The sequence below is a fragment of the Acinetobacter sp. 1130196 genome (assembly GCF_000588095.1).
Taxonomy (GTDB): Bacteria; Pseudomonadota; Gammaproteobacteria; order Pseudomonadales; family Moraxellaceae; genus Acinetobacter; species Acinetobacter nosocomialis.
The window spans coordinates 1-22,729 of record NZ_JFWX01000017.1; the positions used below are offsets into that span (position 1 = coordinate 1).

Here is a 22,729-nt window from a genome sequence, read left to right on the forward strand (position 1 = left end):
GTAGATCCTCGAACTCTAGATCAGGTTAAGGAGCATAAATGGCTTGAGATAAAACAAATTAGAGAAACCACCGAATTCGGTGGTTTTTCATTTAATGGATATAAATTTGATTCAGATGAAAAGTCTCAGAGCCGCATTATTGCAGCAAGTGCATTAGGCGTAGAGGTTGAATGGACATTATTCAACAATACCGTTATCACATTATCAGGGGAGGAATTAAAAAAGTTAAGACAAGCATTGGCAGAGCATGTATCTATGTGTCATGCAAGAAGCAGAAAAGCTAGAGAGAGTATTGCGCTGGCTAAAACGAAAGCTGAAGTAGATAAGATCAGTTTTTAATATTAACGAGACATTTTATAGCACCTAATTCGGGTGCTTTTTTATTGCCTAAACGAAAGGGGGAAGGCATGACTGAAAATGAATCATACGGGTTGAGATTTGAAAAGAAAATCGACTCCATTCAAAGTGATATTCGCATGTTGTCAGATCATGTTACTCGACTGACTTTCATTAATGAAGCGCACAAAGAGACTAGCGAACAGAACAAAAAGGATATCGATACATTGGATATCAAAGTCGCCAATTTAGAAAACCGCACAGCAGCGCAAGATGGTGGAATTTCTGTGCTGCGTGTATTGCTGGGAATATTTGCAGGCATCGTATTTTCATTGTGTGCGTGGGTTGGATCTTCAATTATTCAATTAAGCCAAGACCAGTCTTTAATTAAAGAGAAAGTATCACGATTGGAGGAAGCAAAAAGATGAACAGTGAAAATACTCGAGCATATCTAGCTTTCGCATTGGTGGGATTAATGTTTGTTTTAGTGATTGCTTTATTTTTTGTGGATATGCCCCGAGAAAATAGCAATCTGATTAATACAGCATTGGGCTTCATTGCAGGGGCTATGACAACTGCATGTGGCTTTTATTTTGGTAGCTCTGAATTAGAGAAAAAGAAAGGTGAATCCAATGACAACTAAACCATTCTTCGACGCCGCCCGTGTCATTGCAGGTGGTAAACTAACGCAAGCACAAGTAGATGATTTAAATAAAGTGGTCGAAAAACTTGCACCAAGTGGGAAAACGACAAGTGATGTTGGAGTGGAACTAATTTCAGGCTTCGAAGATACGCGCTTTAAAGCTTATGATGATGGTGTGGGTATCTGGACTATTGGAACTGGCACTACAGTTTATCCAAATGGTGTGAAGGTTAAGCAAGGTGATACTTGCACACCTGAACAAGCTAAAGCTTACTTTAAACACGACTTGGCCAAATTTGAAAAAACAGTAAATGAATCTGTGACAGTGCCCCTAAATCAAAATCAGTTTGATGCTTTGGTTTCTCTGACTTACAACATTGGCGCAGGTGCTTTAAAGAATTCAACTTTGCTCAAGTTGCTTAATAAAGGCGACTACAAAGGCGCTGCCGATCAATTCCTTGTATGGAACAAAGCAGGTGGCAAGGTTATGAAGGGCCTAGTTCGTCGCCGAGAAGCAGAACGAGCACTCTTTTTAAAGAAGTAACTTATATGTGCAAACGTACCAAAGTTGCATCGATCATCACATTGCTGTGCCTCCTACTCTCAGGTTGCACAGCTCACACTATTAATAGTAATGTGAACGTCTCGATTTGTGTAAGGGCTTTGTGATGTCGCAAGTCATGATTATGGTTTCGGAAGCGGGCAGGATGGAGAATACTTGCAATCTACCCGCTGATTTAGATAAGAACGGGAATGTTCTTAAAATCTATGACTACTCATTAAAAGAGTTGCCGATTAATTTGGATGGAACTGTCACTTACAACGGTAAAAGATGGACCTTTGATAAGAAGCAAAATTACCTCTAAACCTGTGGATAAATAGCGCATTACGCCAAATATACGCCAAAATATATTTAAGTTATTGATTTTATAAAATAGATTGGTGCGCCCGGCGGGGATCGAACCCACGACCCCAGGCTTCGGAAACCTGTACTCTATCCAACTGAGCTACGAGCGCACATGTGTGGGGCACATCATAGGAAAAAAACACTGGTAGGTAAAGCACGAAATACGTACCAAGTGAGTTTAATGCTTAATTAAACAGCAGCTTGTTCTATTTTAGATGCGTTGCTGAATAAGCTGAATTGAATAATTAATAGAATGGAGAGTATGTGCTAGCTCATGAGGAGGAATACGTGATTCCTGCAAACTGGTAATCCATTGCATTTGGCACATTTTAAGTTCTTGAAGTGTTTTTATTTGCTCTATTTTTTGAATAAGTGGCTTTGCCATAAGGCCACAGTATTGGCTTAAGCTTTGCTTCATCAACTGTTGTATTTCTTCAAAAGAGAGCTGTTGAACTGGAATGCTTGGTTGGTTATTTTCAATATTTGAAGAAGGCGCAGACGTTGAGTGAGGAACCTGAATTTCTCCAACTAAATCATTACTTTTATTCTCGTCAACATTTTTTTGATGTATTTCTTTAGTTGTTATAGATGACTCTTGGGGAGATATTTGTTCAGGTAACTCTGAATAATTTTCACTAGAAGGTGCAATTAGTTTTAAGTCAATGAGCTGTTGTATCAGTTCTGGTGGGGCGATCCGCTTTTTAAACTCAGTATCGAGACTTTGAAAATCTTCATGGTCTATTAATAGAAGTAAACGTCTTTGTTTTGCATTTAACGTAATATTACGTTGTTGAAGCGCAACTCTTCCCAAATTGGTTCGATAAAAACCAGACATTGTATTTCCCCAATATAAAAATGAAGCAGTCTGTTTGATTTTTCTCTATCAAACAGTACTGTTCTTAATAAAATATAAATGGGGTTAAAGATAAAACTCAAAAATGACAATTTGATGAAGAATTTATGAATATCATCTATTTAAGGAATTTAAAATGCGCTTTCTAATGCCTTACGTAGATAGGCATCCAGCTCGTCTTGACGTAGAAGCCATTGAATATAATCTTTAGGCAGTTCAGCAATTGCCGTACCTTTATGCTTACCAAAATTAATCGTATGCGGAATACGGGCTTCTTCAGAAACTTGGTAAAGCTCTTCAATATCTTGAATATTTAAATGATAGATAATATGCATCAAAATATTGGCAGTTAAAATAATGTCAGCGTCGGCACGGTGAGCACCTTTCAGCATTTCTCGAGCTTTACCGCTACCTTGGGAAATCATATAAATGAGTGCAGAAATATTATGAGCTTCGGCATCTGGCCAAGCTTTACGTGCTAAAGCTAAAGTACAAATCGGTTTAATATGAGATACATCGACGCCACAGCGAGCAATTGCGGCAATATCATAATCAATATTATGGCCAATAATATAAGTTGTGCTATCAGGTAATTTAAAGGTTTTATAGTGAGGCTGATTTTCTAGGTCGGACTCTAAGATATGGTGAACAGCCATTGCAGCATAAGAGATCGGAGCTCCCACCTGATAAAGCTGATCAAACAATTTGCTTTTATCTAAAGTGAGTTTACCTGCATTAAGTTCAATAGGGGCGTATGCAATTTCAATAGGCAAACCATTTAGTGTATGAGTTTCTGTATCTAAAATAATGGCTTGCATCTTTTGAACCTTTAAACAATTACAAGTAACCATCAATCTTAACAGTTGACTATCTACTTTAAAACATAGAGTAAGGCTAGATGAGCTATCAAATGCAATTTATGTTGAAAAGTAGAAAATCTCGCTGTTCATTTTGATTAAATATCACTTGCGAAAAATGAAGATTAGGCGTAATTGTTTGTAAGACATTTAAAATGTTCATTAAAAACTAAAGCACAACAAAAATTGAATTTAAGGAAGATATACGAATGAAAATGAAATTGTTCATGACCAGTGTTCTTAGCACAAGTTTACTATTGACGGGATGTGGAGATGGAAGTAGCGATGACAGTTCAGCAACTACTGATCCATTGGGTACTCCAGCCAATAATATTCAAAATCCAGTGGTTAAGGTCGATGCTTATACAAGTACTAACTTAGGAGCGGTTGCTGCTGAAAGTAGTATTTTAACTTATAAAATGTTAGGTCAAAGTGGACAAGAGGTGCAGGCAACAAGTCTAGTATTTACACCGACTACTCCACCACCAGCAGGCGGTTGGCCAATTGTGGTTTGGGCACATGGTACGACAGGGGTTGCAGATGCATGTGCACCGAGTAAATCGGCATTAACAGACAGTACTAAAGATTTAATTAGTAAACTTCTTGCAGCGGGTTATGTGGTGGTTGCACCAGATTATGAGGGATTAGGTACACCAGGTATACATCCATTTTTAAATATTAAAAGTGAAGCTTATTCAATTACCGATGCAGTAGTAGCAACACGTAATTATTTATTACAGCGGAACTTATTAACTTCGAAAAAGTGGGTTACTGTAGGACATTCGCAAGGTGGGCATGCTGCATTGGGCGCTGCACAATATGCGAGCCGTGCGCAGCTAGACTATAAAGGTACAGTAGCGGTAGCACCAGCTTCAAATCTAGGATTTATTTTAATTGCAGGTGAACAGGCTGTTGCTAATGCAACTGTGGATAAAAAGATTCCAATGTATGCGCAGCTTGATACATATACTGCTTTAGTGACAGCCGGCATTCGAAATACACAGCCAAGCTTTGATTATTCCCAAGTATTTACTTCACAAACAGCAAGTACTGCACAGCAGGCGGAAACAATTTGTGCAGGGCCATTGGGGCAAGCCTTTGGTGCAGGTATGACTAAGTATGCTACAGAGCATAATGGAACTCTGGATGGATATACGCGTACACAACCTAATTTTATGGCAGTACCTTTAGTTAAAACATTCTTAGATAAAGATTCTCAACCTTTACAGGCAAAAGTCACTACACCGATTATTATTTATCAGGGGCTAGCAGATACAACAGTTCCGAAAGTAGCTACTGATATTTTGATATCTAATGCCACTGTCGTCGGTACAAAGATTAATAGCTATGTAACGGGTAATTGGGATCATGAGGCGGCAATGAGCAGTAATGTAGATAATATTATTGGAAATGTACAAAACTTGCTGTCAGCTCAATAAGAGTGTTTGATATTTAAGGTTTTTTTATTGCTATGAAAAGCTAAATTTAACTTTGGAAAATTATTAATTAAAAGCTTTTTAAGTGTTTATAAATTATTTTAGATTTGATGGCTCATTTTTTATAAAAATTGAGCCATTTTTATTTAAAACTGAGCTAACTTGATTCTGTTTAATTATAAAGTTCATGCTACAATATGCCGCAATCTTAGCACGGCTTAAAAGCCCTAATTTATAGGACCCCCGCTAATGTTTGCCAATATTTCCATTTCTGAATTTGATCCAGAATTAGCTCAAGCAATTGCTTCTGAAGGTGAGCGTCAAGAAGCACATATCGAGTTAATTGCATCTGAAAACTATTGCTCTCCTGCTGTGATGGAAGCGCAAGGATCAAAACTTACGAACAAATACGCAGAAGGTTATCCTGGCAAACGCTATTATGGCGGTTGCGAATATGTAGATGTTATTGAACAAATGGCGATTGACCGTGCTAAAGAACTTTTTGGTGCTGATTACGCAAACGTTCAACCACATGCTGGTTCACAAGCTAACTCTGCTGTGTATTTAGCACTTCTTAACCCAGGCGACACAGTTTTGGGTATGAGCTTGGCTCACGGTGGTCACTTGACTCACGGTGCAAAAGTAAGCTTCTCTGGTAAAACGTATAACGCTGTTCAGTATGGACTAAATGCTGAAACTGGCGAGATCGATTACGAAGAAGTTGAACGTTTAGCTTTAGAACACAAGCCACGTATGATCGTTGCTGGTTTCTCTGCTTATAGCCGTGTTGTAGATTGGCAACGTTTCCGTGACATCGCGGATAAAGTTGGCGCTTACCTTTTTGTTGATATGGCTCACGTTGCTGGTCTTGTTGCTGCTGGTGTATATCCAAACCCAGTTCAAATTGCTGACGTAACGACAACGACAACTCACAAAACACTTCGTGGTCCACGTTCTGGTTTAATCCTTGCGAAAGCGAATGAAGAAATTGAGAAAAAACTTCAATCAGCTGTATTCCCTGGTAACCAAGGTGGTCCATTAATGCATGCGATTGCTGCTAAAGCAATCTGCTTCAAAGAAGCAATGTCTGATGACTTTAAAACTTACCAACAACAAGTTGTGAAAAATGCTCAAGCGATGGCTGAAGTATTCATCGCACGTGGTTATGATGTTGTTTCTGGTGGTACAGACAACCACTTATTCTTGTTATCTTTAATCAAACAAGACGTAACTGGTAAAGATGCAGATGCTTGGTTAGGTGCTGCTCACATTACTGTGAACAAAAACTCAGTTCCAAATGACCCACGTTCTCCATTTGTGACTTCTGGTATCCGTATCGGTACTCCGGCAGTAACAACTCGTGGTTTTGGTGAAGCTGAAGTTCGTGAACTTGCTGGTTGGATCGCTGACGTGATCGACAGCAAAGGTGACGAAAAAGTTATTGCTGATGTAAAAGCAAAAGTTGAAGCTGTTTGTGCAAAATTCCCTGTATATGCAAAATAATTTGTATATATAAAAAAAGCGCCGTAAGGCGCTTTTTTATTAACTACTCCAACCGCCTCCTAAAGCACGGATTAAATTGATGCTTGCAATGATTTGGCTACCTTTCAGCTGAGCTGCTAATTGTTCTTGTTGCAAAATCGTGCGGTCAGAATCAATGACATCAAGATAGCTAATCGCACCTTCTCGATAACGTAAATGAGAAAGTTGATTAGCATGACGAGAAGAGGAGAGTGCTTGGTTTTGAGCCTGAATTTGCTGATCGAGAATTCTTTGATCAGATAAACCATTTTCAACTTCGCGAAATGCGTTTAGTACAGCTTGTCTATAGTTGGCGACGCTTTCCTCATAAGCCGCTCTTGCTTGAGCAATGCCTGCTTTACGTTGTCCACCATCAAATAAAGGTAACGACAAAATAGTACCAGCGACAGGTCCTAGTAAAAAAGTCCGACTCGACCATTTACCCAACTCGCTTAAACTTGAAGATTCATAACCTAAAGCTCCTGTAAGACTGAGTTTTGGGAAAAATGCTGCACGAGCAATTCCAATACGTGCATTATCTGCTGCCATTGCACGTTCTGCAGCCGCAATGTCGGGTCTTCTTTCAAGTAAAGTTGACGGCAAACCGGCAGGGAGACGGATACTATTTGCGTTTAAAGGTTGAACTGGCAAGTTAAAGTCCGCTGGTGGTTTTCCTAATAAGACTGCAAGCGCATGTTCTGCACTGGCTCTGTTACGAGCAATATTTAGGGCAGTGGTTTGTGCGGCAGCAAGTTCGGTTTGTGCACGAGAAACATCTAATTCACTGACCAGTCCGTTTTTAAAACGAAGCTGCATTAAATCTCGTGTTTCGCCTAGTAATTTGATTGTTCGGTTATAAATTGCTTGCTCGGTATCAAGTTGACGTATCAGAAAATAGCCTTGAGCAACATCTGCTTGTAGAGCTAAAAGTGCCGACTGATATAGAGCCTCTTGTTGTTGTAGATCCGCTGTCGCTGCGTTGACACTACTTGCTACACGACCAAATAAATCGAGCTCATATGAAACATTGGCTTGCGCGCGCCATAAGGTGTGAGCCGAAGTATGTGCATTGTCATCTAAACCGAGTGAAGCCCGAGACGGCTTTTGGCGGGTTGGCCCAAATCCGGCATCAATACTTGGTAAGCGTTCAGCTTGAGCTGCCGAACGTAGTGCACGTGAAGCCTGAATATTGGCTGCCACCGCTTTAAGGTTCTGGTTGCCTGCGATGGCTTGCTGTTCAAGTTCATTCAGTTGAGCATCATTGTAAATGCGCCACCATTCACCACGAGTTTGCTGATCGGCAGGTTGGGCAATCTTCCAGTTATTATCTTCAATTTTTGGATCAGATTCTTTGAATTTGACTGGCACTATAACTTTTGCAGGTTGATATTCTGGAGCTAATGAGCAGCCTGCAAGGAGCAGGCTTCCCATGAGTGAGGACAACAACCAGTTTTGTTTTGATGTAATCACCAAATGTCCTCCTTAATGATCGTGTGGGCTAGCTAACGGCGCTTCATGAACTGCCGCAGAATGCAGTTTATGTTTGCTGTTGAGGGTACGAATCAGAACGTAAAAGGCCGGGGTGAGGAATAAACCAAAGAATGTTACACCGATCATGCCGAAGAATACGGCAACACCCATCGCATGTCGCATTTCAGAACCTGCGCCAGTTGAAGTCACCAGTGGTACGACACCCATAATAAATGCAATAGAGGTCATTAAAATTGGACGTAAACGTAGACGACTTGCTTCAACGGCTGCTTTAAAGGCAGTCGCGCCTTGCATTTCAAGTTCCCGCGCAAATTCGACAATCAAAATGGCATTTTTACAGGCTAGCCCGACCAGTACCATTAGACCGATTTGGGTAAAGATGTTGTTATCTCCAGCAGTCAGCCAGACACCTGTCAGAGCCGCTAAGATTCCCATCGGTACAATTAAGATAACTGCTAATGGTAGGGTTAAGCTTTCATACTGAGCAGCTAAAACCAAGAACACGAGTAATACGCTAATTGGGAATACCCAAAGTCCTGCATTACCGGCCAAGATTTTTTGATAAGTTAAATCTGTCCATTCAAACTTGATACCACGCGGCAGAGTTTGTGCAGCAATACGTTCAACCGCAGCTTCTGCTTGGCTAGATGAATAACCTGGGGCAGGGCCGCCGTTAATATCTGCTGATGTGTAACCGTTATAACGAACGACCATTTCAGGACCATAGGTTTGAGTGACATTTACCAATGAAGATAATGGCACCATTTGGCCGGCACTATTACGGGTTTTAAGTTGCAAAATATCTTCGGGATTAGCACGGAAAGGCGCATCGGCTTGTGCACGAACCTGATAAACACGTCCAAAGCGGTTAAAGTCGTTAACGTACTGAGAACCTAAATAAATCTGCATAGTGTTGAAAACATCTGTCACAGCAACGCCTTGCTGTTTAGCTTTTACACGGTCCAGATCTACGTTGAGTTGAGGTACGTTAATTTGATAACTTGAGAACATTGGACCAAGTTCAGGAGCTGATTGTGCTGCTTTCATAAAGTTTTGTGCAGCATCATTCAAGGCTGAATAGCCTAAGGCGCCTCGGTCTTCAAGTTGGAGTTTAAAGCCGCCCATAGTACCTAAGCCCATCACTGGTGGTGGTGGGAAAACCGCGATATAGGCATCTTGAATAGCTGAATATTTCTGGTTGAGCGCACCTGCAATAGCATTTGCAGATAAGTCTTTAGCCTTACGTTCATCAAATGGCTTTAAAGTCACAAAGACAATACCGGCACTTGAGCTATTGGTGAAACCGTTAATTGATAGGCCAGGAAAGGCAACCGCACTTTCTACACCGGGTTGTTTAAGCGCAGTATCACTCATTTTACGAATGACTGCTTCGGTACGATCTAATGATGCGCCGTTTGGTAGCTGCGCAAAGCTAATTAAATATTGTTTGTCTTGAGCGGGAACAAAGCCACCCGGAACAATATAGGAAATACCAACGGTTAAACCTAGAAGTGCTGCATAAACACCCATTGCCGAAGCTTTATGGGAAATGACACGGCTGACACCTTGACTATAACGGTCTGAAGCACGTGAAAACACACGGTTAAACAGTGCAAAGAAACGTCCGAATACACGATTCATAATACGTGTTAAGGCATCAGGTTTAGCATCATGTCCTTTAAGTAACATTGCTGCCAGAGCTGGAGATAGGGTAAGTGAGTTAAATGCCGAAATGACTGTTGAAATGGCAATAGTCATAGCAAATTGTTTATAGAATTGCCCAGTTAAGCCTGTCATAAAGGCAAGTGGAACGAACACGGCAACAAGTGTTAATGCAATCGCAATAATCGGTCCGCTCACTTCTCGCATGGCGCGGTAAGTTGCCTCCCTTGGGTTTAAGCCTGCTTCAATATTCCTCTCGACGTTTTCGACGACGACAATCGCATCATCGACCACAATACCGATAGCAAGTACCATCCCGAACAGTGAAAGCGCATTGATGGAGTAACCAAAAGCGAGCATAAGGGCAAATGTACCAATAATTGAAACCGGTACGGCAAGCAATGGAATGATTGAGGCGCGCCATGTTTGTAAAAATAAAATAACAACCACAACAACCAGTGCAATTGCTTCAAGCAAGGTATGAACGACCGCTTTAATACTGGCCCGTACGAATTGAGTCGGGTCATAAACAATGTCGTATTTAATTGAAGATGGGAAATCTTTTGAAAGTTCCTTCATCGTGCTACGTACTTGATCCGAAACTTGTAAAGCATTCGCACCAGGAGCTTGGAAAATTGGAATTGCGACTGCTTGTTTATTATCAAGTAATGAACGTAAGCCGTATTGAGAGGCTGCAAGTTCAACACGAGCAACATCACCCAATCGGGTAACCGCGCCATCAGGGGCAGTTTTTAAAATAATATCTGCAAATTCTTGTTCAGTGGTTAAACGACCTTGAGCATTGACTGAAAGCTGTAAAGGTGAATTACTTGGTGATGCACCGATTGTACCCGCTGCAACCTGAATATTTTGTTCACGAATGGCATTCACAATTTCGGTCGCGGTGAGGTTACGCTGCGCTACTTTTTGCGGGTCGAGCCACACGCGCATCGCGTAGTCACCAGAACCAAATAATCCGACTTCACCTACACCTTGTAAACGTGCCAAACGGTCTTTTACGTTGAGCACCGCGTAGTTACGCAAGTAGGTCATGTCATAGCGATTATCTGGGGAGGTCAGATGCACAACCATAGTTAAAGTCGGTGAGCTTTTTAAGGTAGTAACACCTAAGCGCTGTACATCTTCAGGTAAACGGGGCATAGCCTGAGACACACGGTTTTGTACCAATTGTTGTGCTTTGTCTGGTTCGATGCCGAGCTTAAAGTTCACCGTAATGGTTAGGTTACCGTCGCTGTTTGCTTGAGATTGCATATACAGCATGTCTTCTACACCGTTGATTGATTCTTCAAGTGGAGAGGCAACGGTTTCAGCAATCACTTTCGGGTTTGCACCTGGATATTGAGCACGTACCACCACAGATGGGGGAACAACCTCGGGATATTCAGAAATCGGTAACTTAAATACCGAAAGGAGACCGGCGAGTAAAATCAAGACTGATAGCACACCAGCAAAGATCGGCCGATCAATAAAAAATTTAGAAATATTCATATGTGATTAACCTTTTGCCGGAGTTGATGTTTTATCTGTTGGCTGAGGTTGAGGAGGAGTAGCGTTAGCAGTGATTTGGGAATTTGGCATAGGAACAAGATGCGGTGTAACAGGGTCACCCGGACGAATCCGTTGTAAACCATTTACCACGATACGATCACCCGCTTGTAATCCGCTATTTACGATTTGCAAGCCATCTTGTTGGGCACCGAGTTTTACTTCGCGGTAAGCAGTTTGATTTTTCACATCAACGACTACGACAAAACGTTTATCTTGGTCGACACCAACCGCGGTTGGACTAATCAGAATCGCTGGGCGAGGTTGGCCTCCACCTAAACGGATTCGTGCATATAGGCCCGGCAATAAAACACCGTTTGGATTGTCAAAAGTTGCGCGAACACGAATCGTACCTGAGGTTGTATTCAGGTTATTGTCGATTGAGTTGATCGTACCTTCGCGAGTAAAGCCTGTTTCATTGGCAAGTCCCATATAGACAGGTACTTGCGAAGAATTGCGCTGATTACTGATATATTTCAGGTAAGTTTGTTCATCAACATCGAAAGATGCGTATAGGCGTGATACAGACACTAAACTTGTTAAAACCTGTGCGCCGTTACCTGCAGAAACGACATTACCCACGGTGACTTCGGCACGGGAAATTCGACCACTGACTGGTGCAGTTATACGGGTGTATTCCAGATTTAAACGTGCAGATTGGACAGCAGCTCTAGCGGCTTGTAGGTTAGCATTCGCTGAACGTGCATCATTTTCGGCTAAATCTAACTCTTGGCGAGAAACAGCATTACTCTGAATGAGACGTTGAATACGTGAAAGATTGCTTGCGGTATATGTTACCTGTGCTTCAGCTGAAGCAAGCTGGGCTTTGGCACGATTCAGTTCAGCTTCAAAAGGACGTGGGTCAATGGTAAATAGTAAATCGCCTTTTCTAACAAGACTGCCATCTTTGAAATGTACGGCAATAAGTTTTCCTGAAACTTGAGGCCGAATATCAACTTGATCAATGGCTTCTAAACGACCGGAATATTCTTGCCAATCGGTAATGGTTTTGCTTACTACAGGGGCTACATCAACAGTAGCAGCTTGTTGGGTACTGGTCGGTGCAGCTTTTGCATCGGCATTTTCATGTAAAAACATAAAACTGCCCCCTGTAGCCAAAATGGCGACAAAGATGGCAGACAGTGCAAACTGTTTGCGGGAAAATGACATGAGGTGCTCCTAGTTATTTGGATACCTGTTTTCAGACTTTTAGTTATGGTCCGTATGGGAGAAACAGGGTTTATGGAATGGACGGAGCATAAAAGTTTGTCAATCACGAATAAATATATTAAATTTGATAACACTATTCGTATTTTTATAACAATTGATGTATTTGAATAAAGAAATGCATTAATAGGAGTGTGCGTGTGGATCTATTTCATGCCATGAGAGTATTCAACAAAGTGGTTGAAACAAATAGTTTCAGTTTAGCAGCTGATAGTTTGGGTTTACCGCGTGCTTCTGTGACTACAACCATTCAGGCTTTAGAGAAGCATTTACAAGTTCGTTTGCTGAATCGAACAACACGAAAAATTAGTCTCACACCGGATGGCGCGGTATATTATGATCGGACAGCCCGTATTTTAGCGGATGTTTCCGATATTGAATCTTCTTTTCATGATGCAGAGCGAGGGCCGAGAGGTCAGCTTCGTATTGATGTGCCTGTATCGATTGGCCGTTTAATTTTAATTCCAAGACTACGCGATTTTCATGCACGCTATCCTGATATTGATTTAGTGATTGGTCTAAATGACCGACCTGTAGACTTGGTTGGAGAAGCAGTTGATTGTGCAATTCGGGTGGGAGAATTAAAAGATTCAAGCTTAATTGCGCGTCGTATCGGAACTTTCCAGTGCGCAACCGCTGCTTCACCGATTTATTTAGAAAAATATGGCGAACCTACCTCAATTGAAGATTTGCAAAAAAACCAAAAAGCGATTCCCTTCTTTTAAAGCCGTACCGGACGCAACTTCGATTGGGACTTTGTGGTTGATGATTTAATTAAAAGTGTGTCAGTACGTGGACGTGTTTCTGTAAATGACGGTGATGCTTATATCGACTTGGCTTTACAAGGTTTCGGTATAATTCAAGGTCCACGTTATATGCTCACCAACCATTTAGAATCGGGTTTGTTAAAAGAAGTATTACCTCAGTGGACGCCAGCGCCGATGCCAATTTCAGCAGTTTATCTTCAAAATCGTCATTTATCGCTCAAAGTAAAAGTGTTTGTAGATTGGGTCGCTGAACTTTTTGCAGGTTGTCCATTACTTGGCGGTACGGCTTTACCTTTCGACCAGAAATGTGAATTTGCCTGTGATAAAGAAACTGGTCATGAATATACAATTCGTACTTTGGTCGAGCAGCACAATATTGCTGAAGCTTATACACTCAAAACTTAATCTTAAAATTTGATTGATTTTTCAACATTTAAACCGTCAATACAGTTCATTGCTTAGACATCTTCATAAATCCTTAATTTACTGGTATAGAAATTGCAATTATTTCGGCAGAAGAGTAATTTAGAAATTGCTCAAGTTTTTATCACCTTATTAGGATTTTAAGGAGAAGCTTCAAGATGGCAAGCTTTATGAAAAAAATGTTCGTTTCAACAACTTTAGTTTTGGCTGCTGTTGCAACGAATGTCCAAGCAAAGGATTGGAAGGTGATTCGTTTTGGTACTGAGTCGTCTTATGCGCCGTTTGAATATAAAACACCAGATGGCAAGTTAACTGGTTTTGATGTTGATTTGGGTAATGCAATTTGTGCAAAACTCAAAGCCAAATGTGTTTGGGTGGAAAATTCTTTTGACGGGATGATTCCCGCACTTAAAGCGAAAAAATTTGATGGCATTCTTTCATCAATGACCGTTACTGATGAACGTGCGAAACAAATTTTATTTAGCAGCAAAATCTATAATACGCCAACGCGTATGGTTGCAAAAAAAGGTTCGCCGCTTTTGCCAACACCTACTTCATTAAAAGGTAAGCGAGTAGGTGTACAACAAGGCACTATTCAAGAAACATATGCTAAAACCTATTGGGCTCCAAAAGGTGTGAGTGTTGTTCCTTATCCAACTCAAGATTTGATTTACCAAGACATGATGTCTGGTCGTTTGGATGCAACTTTACAAGATGCAATCATGGTTGATGGCGCTTTCTTAAAACAACCGAAAGGTAAAAACTTCTCTTTTGCTGGCGGCAATGTGGTTGATGTCAAAACATTGGGGGTAGGTGCGGCTATCGGTTTACGTAAAGAAGATGCAGACTTGAAAGCGAATATTGACAAGGCACTCGCTGCAATCATTGCGGATGGCACATACAAGAAACTCGAGAAAAAATACTTCTCTTTTAGCATTTACTAATGATGTGAAAAATGTCGGCTAAGTGCCGACATTTTTAAATCTATTCTCATCTCATCAATATTAGATATTGTTTTTAAGGAGAAGATGAGTCATGTCTTTTTCTGGCTACGGGCCACTCCTTCTCAGCGGAACATGGATGACCATACAGCTTGCGCTGTTATCACTCTTGCTTTCTGTCATTATTGGCTTAATTGGTGCGAGTTCAAAACTCTCTAATATTAAAGCTTTACGTTATATTGCGACCGCCTATACCACACTCATCCGTAGTGTGCCTGACTTAGTGATTATGCTGCTGTTATTTTATAGCTTGCAGTTGGGTTTAAACCAAATTACTGAAGCACTACAAATGGACCAGATTGATATAAACCCATTTGTGGCTGGGGTGATTACCTTAGCGTTCATTTATGGTGCATATTTTACCGAGACCTTTCGTGGTGCATTTCAATCGGTTCCGAGGGGACAAATTGAAGCAGCAATGGCCTATGGGATGACGCCGTGGCAGGTTTTTCACCGTGTATTATTCCCTCAAATGATGCGTTTTGCGTTGCCTGGCATTGGTAACAACTGGCAAGTTTTGATTAAGGCGACCGCGCTGGTTTCCATTATTGGCCTGACTGACATTGTAAAAATTACGCAAGATGCAGGTAGAAGTACCATGCAACTGTTCTTTTTCAGCATCGTGGCTGCCGCTATTTATTTGGTCATTACTACCGTATCGAACCTGATCTTAATGTGGCTTGAACGTCATTATTCTGCTGGTGTGAGGAAGGGGCAATTATGATTGAAATCCTTCAACAATATTGGAAGGCATACCTTTGGACCGATGGCCTACAAATGACCGGTGTCGCGATGACTGCTTGGTTATTGGTGCTTTCAATTGGTATTGGGTTTGTGCTTGCTGTGCCTTTATCACTTGCACGAGTATCAGAAAATAACTGGTTGCGTGGTCCAGTTTGGTTGTTTACTTATGTTTTTCGTGGCACACCACTCTACATCCAACTGTTGATTATTTACTCGGGTATTTATAGCTTTGATTATGTCCATGAACATCAAACTCTCGATGCATTCTTTCGAGAGGGCATAAATTGCACCATTTTGGCATTCGCGCTCAATACTGGTGCATATACCACTGAAATCTTCGCTGGAGCGATCCGTTCTATTCCACATGGTGAGATTGAAGCTGCTCAAGCTTTCGGTATGTCAAAATGGAAACTCTACACACGTATTATCATTCCGTCGATGTTACGCCGTGCTTTACCGTTTTATGGCAATGAAGTCATTTTGATGTTGCATGCCACAACCATTGCATTTACCGCAACAGTTCCCGACATTTTAAAAATTGCGCGTGATGTGAATGCAGCAACCTATGACACTTTCAGTGCTTTTGGCATTGCTGCGGTGTTATATGCAGTGCTGGCTTTTATTTTGATTTGGATATTTCGTAAGTTGGAAAAACGTTGGTTGGCATTTTTAAAGCCATCGAATCATTAGGAGACATAAATGGAACAGGTTGCAAAACTAGTGATTCGTGATTTACACAAAACATTTGGCGATCATGAAGTACTTAAAGGAATATCACTTGATGCAAATGCCGGTGATGTAATTAGTATTATTGGTTCATCTGGTTCAGGTAAAAGTACCTTGCTGCGTTGTATCAACTTTTTAGAACAACCGAGCAATGGCACGATTAAGCTCAATGGTGAAAAACTACGCACAGTCTTTGATAAAAAAGGCAATTTAAAAGTGGTTGACCCAAAGCAGCTACAAAAAATGCGTACTCAGCTCATGATGGTGTTTCAGCATTTTAATTTGTGGTCACACATGACAGTACTGGAAAATGTCATTGAAGGGCCAATCCATGTACTTGGAGTAAAACGTGCTGAAGCAGAAGAGTGTGCACGCAAGTACCTACGTAAAGTTGGATTGCCTGAAAGTGTTGAGAGTAAATATCCGGCATTTTTATCTGGTGGTCAGCAGCAACGTGTAGCAATTGCTCGTGCTTTGGCTATGGAACCGGAAGTGATGTTATTTGATGAACCAACCAGCGCACTTGATCCAGAGTTGGTCGGTGAAGTACTAAAAGTAATGCAAGGCTTGGCTGAAGAAGGTCGTACCATGATTGTGGTCACACATGAAATGGGCTTTGCACGTCATGTGTCTAATCAGGTGATTTTCTTGCATCAAGGGAAAATTGAGGAACAGGGACATCCTGATGAAGTACTCAACAACCCGAAAAGTGAGCGTTTAAAGCAATTTTTGACGGGTAGTTTAAAATAAGCTGTTGATACCGAGTATGGTGAAACTTTTTTAACATTCTCATCATACTCGGTTGCTTTTTAATTATATTTTATAGATGAGTATTTTTAGAAAATACATTAATAATCACAATACCAGCGATCATTAAAGCTAAACCAATGCAGGCAGCTAAGTCTAAATGCTGTTTGTAAAATATCCAGCCAATTGCAGAAATTAAAATAATACCTGCGCCTGACCAAATGGCATAGGCAATCCCGATCGGAATTGTTTTGAGCGTAAGAGATAATAAATAAAAAGCAACTGCATAACCCACAACCGTAATAATAGACGGAATGGGAACAGTAAAGCCTTGAGATGCTTTTAATGCTGAAGTTGCAATAACTTCACAAGCAATCGCAATTGCTAAATAAAGATAAGACATGGGAAGCTGCGCCAGAAAGGGTTTTAATCAATCTATATGAAATGTTGAAATGATTTGACCAGTTTTAACGATTGTTCAATTTTTTGGTACAAAAGTACCAGTAAACCAAACTGAACTGATAAATTGATTTTATCACTAGCAAAGTGGTCTCAGCTATTTATTCGTTTATTCAATCATTGATCTGCATGGTCATTTAAGAGGATCAGTGATTTTAACTTGATCCTCTAAATGGTTTTAAGAAGAGAATGAGCCGATTAAATTCAGACCTTTAAATTTCTCTAATAATTGCTCTCTATTTTCAATATGTGCAGGGTCTGGTTCTATACAATCGATTGGGCAAACCGCTTTACATGTTGGCGCATCGTAAAAGCCTACACACTCGGTACAACGAGATGAATCAATTTCATAAACTTTGCTTCCTTCAAAAATAGCTGTATTGGGGCATTCGGGTAAACACATATCACAATTGATGCAGTCATTCGTAATCAAAAGGGCCATGTTTAACTCACTGAATAAGCCAATGTAGAGGCAGTAATACTTTCTTTCGCATGCGGCAAATTGCGTATGAGTAGGGCATAACTAACATCAACATCTTGTGAAAGTGGAATCTCAACAAAATGTCCCGAACCTTTAGCATCTGTAATTGGATTGCCCTTTAAATCGCTCATTTCGGTTAAGGTAAAGCTGATATTGCCTTGAGGCGTCATCAGCTCAAGTGAGTCGCCAATCACAAAACGGTTTTTCACCTCAATGCGAATATAATCGCCGTGACGTTCTAAAACTTCACCACAAAATTGTTGATAGTCAAAATGTGATGATCCGTCAGCATAGTTTTGATATTCGCTATGTACATGCCGTCTTAAAAAGCCTTCAGTGTAACCGCGGTTTGCCAAACCTTCGAGTTGGGTCATTAAACTTGGGTCAAAAGGTTTACCTGCTAATGCATCATCAATAGCTTTTCGATAAATTTGAGCAGTACGGGCACAGTAAAAATAGGATTTAGTACGGCCTTCAATTTTCAGTGAGGCAATGCCCATTTTTATTAAACGATCTACATGTTGTACCGCACGTAAATCTTTAGAGTTCATAAAATAGGTGCCGTGTTCATCTTCTTCGGCAGCAAACATTTCTTCATCATTACGTTGTACGAGTAAAGTTTGAACCGAGGTTGTTTCTGATTGTGCTGATGAGCAGCAAGACTTTTCTGGTGTATTTAGCTGAGTGACTGGAATTATATCGCCGTTTGCATCTTCTTGGGCTTCATGTAGTTTATAGTCCCAACGGCAGGCATTGGTACAAGCACCTTGGTTGGCGTCACGCTTGTTCATATATCCAGAAAGTAAACAGCGGCCTGAGTAGGCCATGCATAGAGCGCCATGTACAAAAACCTCGAGTTCAATATCGGGCACATGTTGCTGGATTTCTTCTATTTCTTCTAAAGATAATTCACGAGATAAAATCACGCGGCTTAGGCCGTAGTCTTTCCAAAATTTAACAGTAGCCCAGTTAATAGCGTTGGCTTGAACCGATAGATGAATTTGCACTTCTGGGAAATGCTCACGCACCATCATAATTAAACCCGGATCAGACATAATCAGAGCATCTGGCTGCATAGCCACAATTGGCTCAAGATCGCGTATAAAGTTTTTTAATTTGCTGTTATGTGGCTGAATATTTACCACAACATAAAACTTCTTACCCAAAGCGTGGGCTTCATCAATACCAATTTTTAAGTTGTCATGGTCAAAAGCATTATTACGTACACGTAAGCTGTAACGAGGTTGGCCTGCGTATACTGCATCTGCACCATAAGCAAATGCATAGCGCATGTTTTTAAGAGAACCTGCGGGAGAGAGAAGTTCGGTTTTCATAAAATAAAAGGCATAAAAAATATATGGTTTTATTTTATTAACTCCGCATTTTTGATTCAACCTACTGAATTAGTAGGAATTTGAGTTATATCATTTTGCGCGGGTAGCATATTTTTTGCTAACTCTCCTAAGCGCATCAAAGCATTTAACATTTTCGGATTTAATTCGAAACAGGCTGCTATACGTAAACAATGACTAAAACGTTTATCAGCCGAACATAAAATTCCTGGCATACATAAGATCTTTTCATCCATTGCTTGATGAAACAGTTCTAATGTATCAATAGATTCGGGTAGCTCTAACCATAAAATAAATCCAGCTTGTGGACGACTAACTCGAGTACCGAGTGGAAAATAGCGACAAATATAAGAGTTGATGGTATCGATTTGTTGTTGATAGCGCTTTTTGAGCTGACGTAAATGCAGATCGTAACCACCATTTTCTAAAAAAAGTCCTAAAGTTTCGGTGAGTAAAGTTGGTTCGGCAACGGTTGTTGTTAATTTAATTTGCTGCACAATATTACGAAAGCGTCCAGCTTCTAGCCAACCAATTCGATAGTCAGGTGCCACAGTTTTGGTATAGCTACCACAGACCAAGACCCATCCATTTTGGTCAAATGCCTTAATGTTGGGTAGGAGAGGCTCGGGGGGTTGTAGTTCAGCATACATTGCATCTTCAATAACCGGAATTTGGAACTGATTAGCGAGCTCTGCTAAACGCCGGCGGTTGCTTTCAGGCATGCTAAAACCAAGAGGATTATGTCCTGTCGGAATAGTTAATATGGCTTTTTCACTTTTTGATTTTTAAGAGTTCTTCAAGTGCATCTAGACACATCCCTGTATGAGGCGAAGTCGGCACTTCTACGATTTTTCGCCCTAAATTATGAAGAAGCGGGTACAGGTTATGAAAAGTAGGAATCTCAAGCGCTATGCTGTCACCTGCTTGGGTGGTTGCCATAATTGCGAGACTTAAAGCCTCCATAGTGCCATGAGTCAGCACAATGTCATCTGCGGACAGAAACATGCCAAGCTGTAAGCTTCGCCTAGCAATTTGAGTACGTAATCGTAACGAACCAGGCGGCAAAGTATAGTTTTTAAAAATGTCTGCCTGTGTCCGTAAAACTTGAGCAGTTAAACGTTTTAATCTTTCTATTGGATAGAAGTTTTCTCCAGTAGGGCAAGCTAGAGCTAAATTGGCATAGTCAGGCTCCATCTGTTTTTTAACAATTTGTGCGAGAAAACAGCTAATTCCTGAAAGAGATACTTTTTCTTCACTGACATAACGCTCTTCGAGTTCTAGTAAGTTTGAAGGAGCATGACAAACATAGTAGCCAGACTGTGGGCGAACTGAAATTAAACCTTGGTCTTCAAGCTGACGATAAGCTTCTTTTACGGTGTTAATACTGACCTGATAATGTTGCGCACAGTCACGAATTGAAGGCAGCCTAGAACCTACAGGCTGCCTACCATTCTGGATTTGAAGGGTGAGGTCATCACTCACTTTTTTATATTTGTACATGTCAATTTATTAAAAAGTAAAAGTAATGGATACACTTTATAGTGATCTGGTATTTATCTCAAATATTGTTATTCGCTTAGATTGATCCTTTTAAGCAGGATTTATTTTTAAGAACTGTGTCTATTATTTTTCATATTAACTGATACTGTGACCATCAAAAATAAATTAGTAAGATCAAAAAGTGGTGAGGATTTAAAGCCATATTTTTTTAATTATAAAATCAGTAGGAGTGGTCTATGTCTGTTGTTGCATTTAAACAAGTTGATGTTTTTACTTCACAAGCATTTAAAGGAAACCCTGTTGCGGTCATTATGGATGCCAGTACTTTAACGTCTGAGCAGATGCAAGCCATTGCGAACTGGACCAATCTTTCTGAAACCACATTTGTATTTCCAGCCACTGATTCACAAGCTGACTATCAGGTTCGAATTTTTACTCCACAAAGTGAGTTGCCATTTGCAGGACATCCCACAATTGGTACCGCCTATGCTTTGCTTGAAGCGGGTATAGTGACTGCTAAAGAAGGTAAGTTAGTACAGCAATGCGGTGCAGGTTTGGTGACTTTGACTGTAAGTGATTCAAAGCATATTTCATTTGAACTCCCTAAGCCTAAAATTACTCCACTCGATGCAATGCATACTGAAAAATTGGCAGAAATTTTAAAATGTAAAATTAATACACAATGGAATGCAGCATTGATAGATGTAGGTGCGCGTTGGGTTGTATTACAAGCTGTAAATGCTAAGGCTGTTTTAGATAGCCAACCCGACTTTGCTGCTCTAAAAGAACATGATTTAGAAATGAAAGTTACGGGTGCGACAGTTTTCGGTTTTTATGAAAATGATGATGTAGAAAAGCATATAGAGGTCCGTTCATTTGCAACTTCATGTGGTGTAAACGAAGATCCAGTTTGTGGTAGTGGTAATGGGAGTGTAGCGTCTTTTATTCGTTACTATGGTATTTTGCCAGCACAAAATGACCTTGTGCTTTCTTCACAAGGTCGCGCTTTAGGGCGCAATGGACAACTTAAGCTTGAATTGCATCAAGATAAAATTTTAGTGGGTGGAACAGCTGTTACCTGTATTGATGGCAGCATCACCTTATAAAAAGAGCTATAAAAAAACCGAGGACTTTACCTCGGTTTTTTATTTAGAAAAATCTTATTTTTCTACGAACGCACGTTCGATCACATAGTCGCCCATTTCACCCATGCGAGGTGATTCAACTAAACCATGTTGGTCAAGTAATGCAGCAACGTCTTTTAAGAATGCAGGGCTACCGCAAAGCATTGCACGGTCAGTTTCACGGTTGAAACGTGGTAAACCGATTTTTTCAAATAAAGCGCCTGTTTCAATTGCAGTTGTTACACGGCCTTGTGTGTGGAAAGGTTCACGAGTAACAGTAGGGTAATAAACAAGTTTGTCTTTAATACCTAACTCTTCAAAGAATTCATGGTTTGGTAATTCGTTCAAGATTAAGTCTTGATAAGCTAATTCAGAAATATAGCGTGTACCATGAACAACAATTACTTTTTCAAAGCGTTCGTAAGTTTCTGGGTCACGAATAATTGACAAGAATGGAGCAAGACCAGTACCAGAAGATAAAAGGTACAAGTTTTTACCTGGTAAAAGATCATCATGAACTAAAGTACCTGTTGGTTTTTTAGAAACTAAAATTTCGTCACCAACTTGTACTTTTTGCAAAATTGAAGTTAAAGGACCATCTGGTACTTTAATCGAGAAGAACTCTAACTCTTCTTCGTAGTTTGCACTTGCAATCGAATATGCACGCATTAACGGTTTGCCATTCACTTCAAGTCCGATCATCACGAACTGACCATTTTTAAAACGTAAGCTAGTGTCGCGTGTAGTTTTAAAACTGAAAAGGGTGTCATTCCAGTGGTGCACATGAGTAATGCGTTCAACGTTAAAAGCAGCCATTAAAGGTCTCGATCACGATTAAAAGAAAACAGATTGCTATTCTAATCTAATTTCATTCCCGATAAACTGAATATATTTAATTGTGTTTAT

Annotated in this window: 21 protein-coding genes, 1 tRNA gene and 3 pseudogenes; 13 read left to right on the forward strand and 12 right to left on the reverse strand. The window is 40.4% G+C overall.

Annotated elements, in window-relative coordinates; translation table 11 throughout:
• The 5 genes from J671_RS14150 to J671_RS0104560 all read left to right on the forward strand — a co-directional run.
• Positions 1–339: DUF4376 domain-containing protein (locus J671_RS14150; RefSeq protein WP_031982644.1), on the forward strand; the 339-nt coding region annotated here is incomplete at its 5' end.
• 68 nt (positions 340–407) lie between these two features.
• Complete coding sequence (locus J671_RS14155) at positions 408–764, forward strand: hypothetical protein (RefSeq protein ID WP_000138205.1); 357 nt, start codon at positions 408–410, stop codon at positions 762–764.
• Positions 761–979 (forward strand): hypothetical protein, encoded by a 219-nt coding sequence (locus J671_RS14160; protein WP_001083663.1) that lies wholly within the window; start codon positions 761–763, stop codon positions 977–979. The genes J671_RS14155 and J671_RS14160 overlap by 4 nt, the downstream gene beginning before the upstream one ends.
• A complete protein-coding gene (locus J671_RS14165) occupies positions 969–1,523 on the forward strand; it encodes a lysozyme (RefSeq protein ID WP_031982645.1) in 555 nt (184 codons plus the stop codon). Before J671_RS14160 ends, J671_RS14165 begins: the two co-directional genes overlap by 11 nt.
• Positions 1,524–1,647: 124 nt before the next feature.
• Positions 1,648–1,845: a hypothetical protein gene (locus tag J671_RS0104560; protein WP_000084539.1), complete on the forward strand. Its 198-nt coding sequence runs from the start codon at positions 1,648–1,650 to the stop codon at positions 1,843–1,845.
• A 74-nt stretch (positions 1,846–1,919) separates the two neighbouring features.
• On the opposite strand, the gene J671_RS14170 is transcribed toward J671_RS0104560, so the two are convergent.
• From J671_RS14170 to J671_RS14180, 3 genes are all read right to left on the reverse strand, one after another.
• Positions 1,920–1,996 (reverse strand) — tRNA-Arg (locus J671_RS14170).
• 101 nt (positions 1,997–2,097) lie between these two features.
• The gene (locus tag J671_RS14175) at positions 2,098–2,721 is read right to left on the reverse strand and encodes a hypothetical protein (protein ID WP_002049342.1); all 624 of its coding nucleotides are present in this window, start codon (positions 2,719–2,721) and stop codon (positions 2,098–2,100) included.
• A 149-nt stretch (positions 2,722–2,870) separates the two neighbouring features.
• On the reverse strand, positions 2,871–3,557 hold the full coding sequence (locus J671_RS14180) for a 3'-5' exonuclease (protein ID WP_031982646.1): 687 nt from the start codon (positions 3,555–3,557) through the stop codon (positions 2,871–2,873).
• A gap of 248 nt (positions 3,558–3,805) precedes the next feature.
• Between J671_RS14180 and J671_RS14185 the strand changes: the two genes are divergently transcribed.
• Positions 3,806–5,035: an alpha/beta hydrolase gene (locus J671_RS14185; RefSeq protein WP_031982648.1), complete on the forward strand. Its 1,230-nt coding sequence runs from the start codon at positions 3,806–3,808 to the stop codon at positions 5,033–5,035.
• A 108-nt stretch (positions 5,036–5,143) separates the two neighbouring features.
• Here the strand turns inward: J671_RS14185 and J671_RS26145 are convergent.
• A pseudogene (locus J671_RS26145) lies at positions 5,144–5,221 on the reverse strand (hypothetical protein); the annotation flags it as partial.
• Positions 5,222–5,281: 60 nt separating this feature from the next.
• Here J671_RS26145 and glyA point away from each other — a divergent pair.
• Entirely contained in the window at positions 5,282–6,535 is a 1,254-nt protein-coding gene (gene glyA, locus J671_RS14190) for a serine hydroxymethyltransferase (protein ID WP_002049224.1), read from the forward strand.
• A gap of 39 nt (positions 6,536–6,574) precedes the next feature.
• Here glyA and adeH read toward each other — a convergent pair whose 3' ends face one another.
• The 3 genes from adeH to adeF are packed head-to-tail and all read right to left on the reverse strand — an operon-like array spanning position 6,575 to position 12,442.
• Positions 6,575–8,023 carry a multidrug efflux RND transporter outer membrane subunit AdeH gene (gene adeH, locus J671_RS14195; RefSeq protein ID WP_031982649.1) on the reverse strand — a complete coding sequence of 483 codons (1,449 nt, stop codon included), beginning with the start codon at positions 8,021–8,023 and terminating at the stop codon, positions 6,575–6,577.
• A 12-nt stretch (positions 8,024–8,035) separates the two neighbouring features.
• Positions 8,036–11,215, reverse strand: coding sequence for a multidrug efflux RND transporter permease subunit AdeG (adeG, locus tag J671_RS14200; protein ID WP_031982651.1), 3,180 nt, complete (start codon positions 11,213–11,215; stop codon positions 8,036–8,038).
• 6 nt (positions 11,216–11,221) lie between these two features.
• Positions 11,222–12,442: a multidrug efflux RND transporter periplasmic adaptor subunit AdeF gene (gene adeF / locus J671_RS14205; protein WP_031982652.1), complete on the reverse strand. Its 1,221-nt coding sequence runs from the start codon at positions 12,440–12,442 to the stop codon at positions 11,222–11,224.
• A 197-nt stretch (positions 12,443–12,639) separates the two neighbouring features.
• Here adeF and adeL point away from each other — a divergent pair.
• The 5 genes and pseudogenes from adeL (at position 12,640) to J671_RS14225 (ending at position 16,910) form a co-directional block, all read left to right on the forward strand.
• Positions 12,640–13,671: pseudogene (gene adeL / locus J671_RS0104565) on the forward strand (multidrug efflux transcriptional repressor AdeL).
• 176 nt (positions 13,672–13,847) lie between these two features.
• On the forward strand, positions 13,848–14,633 hold the full coding sequence (locus J671_RS14210) for an ABC transporter substrate-binding protein (protein ID WP_002049251.1): 786 nt from the start codon (positions 13,848–13,850) through the stop codon (positions 14,631–14,633).
• A 91-nt stretch (positions 14,634–14,724) separates the two neighbouring features.
• Positions 14,725–15,414, forward strand: coding sequence for an ABC transporter permease (locus J671_RS14215; RefSeq protein ID WP_000010370.1), 690 nt, complete (start codon positions 14,725–14,727; stop codon positions 15,412–15,414).
• Positions 15,411–16,124, forward strand: coding sequence for an ABC transporter permease (locus J671_RS14220; RefSeq protein WP_002049239.1), 714 nt, complete (start codon positions 15,411–15,413; stop codon positions 16,122–16,124). Before J671_RS14215 ends, J671_RS14220 begins: the two co-directional genes overlap by 4 nt.
• 9 nt (positions 16,125–16,133) lie before the next feature.
• Positions 16,134–16,910: an ABC transporter ATP-binding protein gene (locus J671_RS14225; RefSeq protein WP_000438610.1), complete on the forward strand. Its 777-nt coding sequence runs from the start codon at positions 16,134–16,136 to the stop codon at positions 16,908–16,910.
• A gap of 70 nt (positions 16,911–16,980) precedes the next feature.
• Here the strand turns inward: J671_RS14225 and abeS are convergent, their stop codons facing one another.
• From abeS to J671_RS0104570, 4 genes and pseudogenes are all read right to left on the reverse strand, one after another.
• Complete coding sequence (gene abeS / locus J671_RS14230; protein WP_000121131.1) at positions 16,981–17,310, reverse strand: multidrug efflux SMR transporter AbeS; 330 nt, start codon at positions 17,308–17,310, stop codon at positions 16,981–16,983.
• A gap of 234 nt (positions 17,311–17,544) precedes the next feature.
• A complete protein-coding gene (locus tag J671_RS14235) occupies positions 17,545–17,808 on the reverse strand; it encodes a YfhL family 4Fe-4S dicluster ferredoxin (RefSeq protein WP_004707811.1) in 264 nt (87 codons plus the stop codon).
• 2 nt (positions 17,809–17,810) lie between these two features.
• On the reverse strand, positions 17,811–19,181 hold the full coding sequence (yegQ, locus tag J671_RS14240; protein ID WP_031982654.1) for a tRNA 5-hydroxyuridine modification protein YegQ: 1,371 nt from the start codon (positions 19,179–19,181) through the stop codon (positions 17,811–17,813).
• Between the two features lie 56 nt (positions 19,182–19,237).
• Positions 19,238–20,705 (reverse strand): annotated as a pseudogene (locus J671_RS0104570) (PLP-dependent aminotransferase family protein).
• Between the two features lie 230 nt (positions 20,706–20,935).
• Between J671_RS0104570 and J671_RS14245 the strand changes: the two are divergent.
• The gene (locus J671_RS14245) at positions 20,936–21,805 is read left to right on the forward strand and encodes a PhzF family phenazine biosynthesis protein (RefSeq protein ID WP_031982656.1); all 870 of its coding nucleotides are present in this window, start codon (positions 20,936–20,938) and stop codon (positions 21,803–21,805) included.
• A 54-nt stretch (positions 21,806–21,859) separates the two neighbouring features.
• Here J671_RS14245 and J671_RS14250 read toward each other — a convergent pair whose 3' ends face one another.
• Positions 21,860–22,639: a ferredoxin--NADP reductase gene (locus J671_RS14250; RefSeq protein WP_002049093.1), complete on the reverse strand. Its 780-nt coding sequence runs from the start codon at positions 22,637–22,639 to the stop codon at positions 21,860–21,862.
• Positions 22,640–22,729 lie beyond the last annotated feature (90 nt).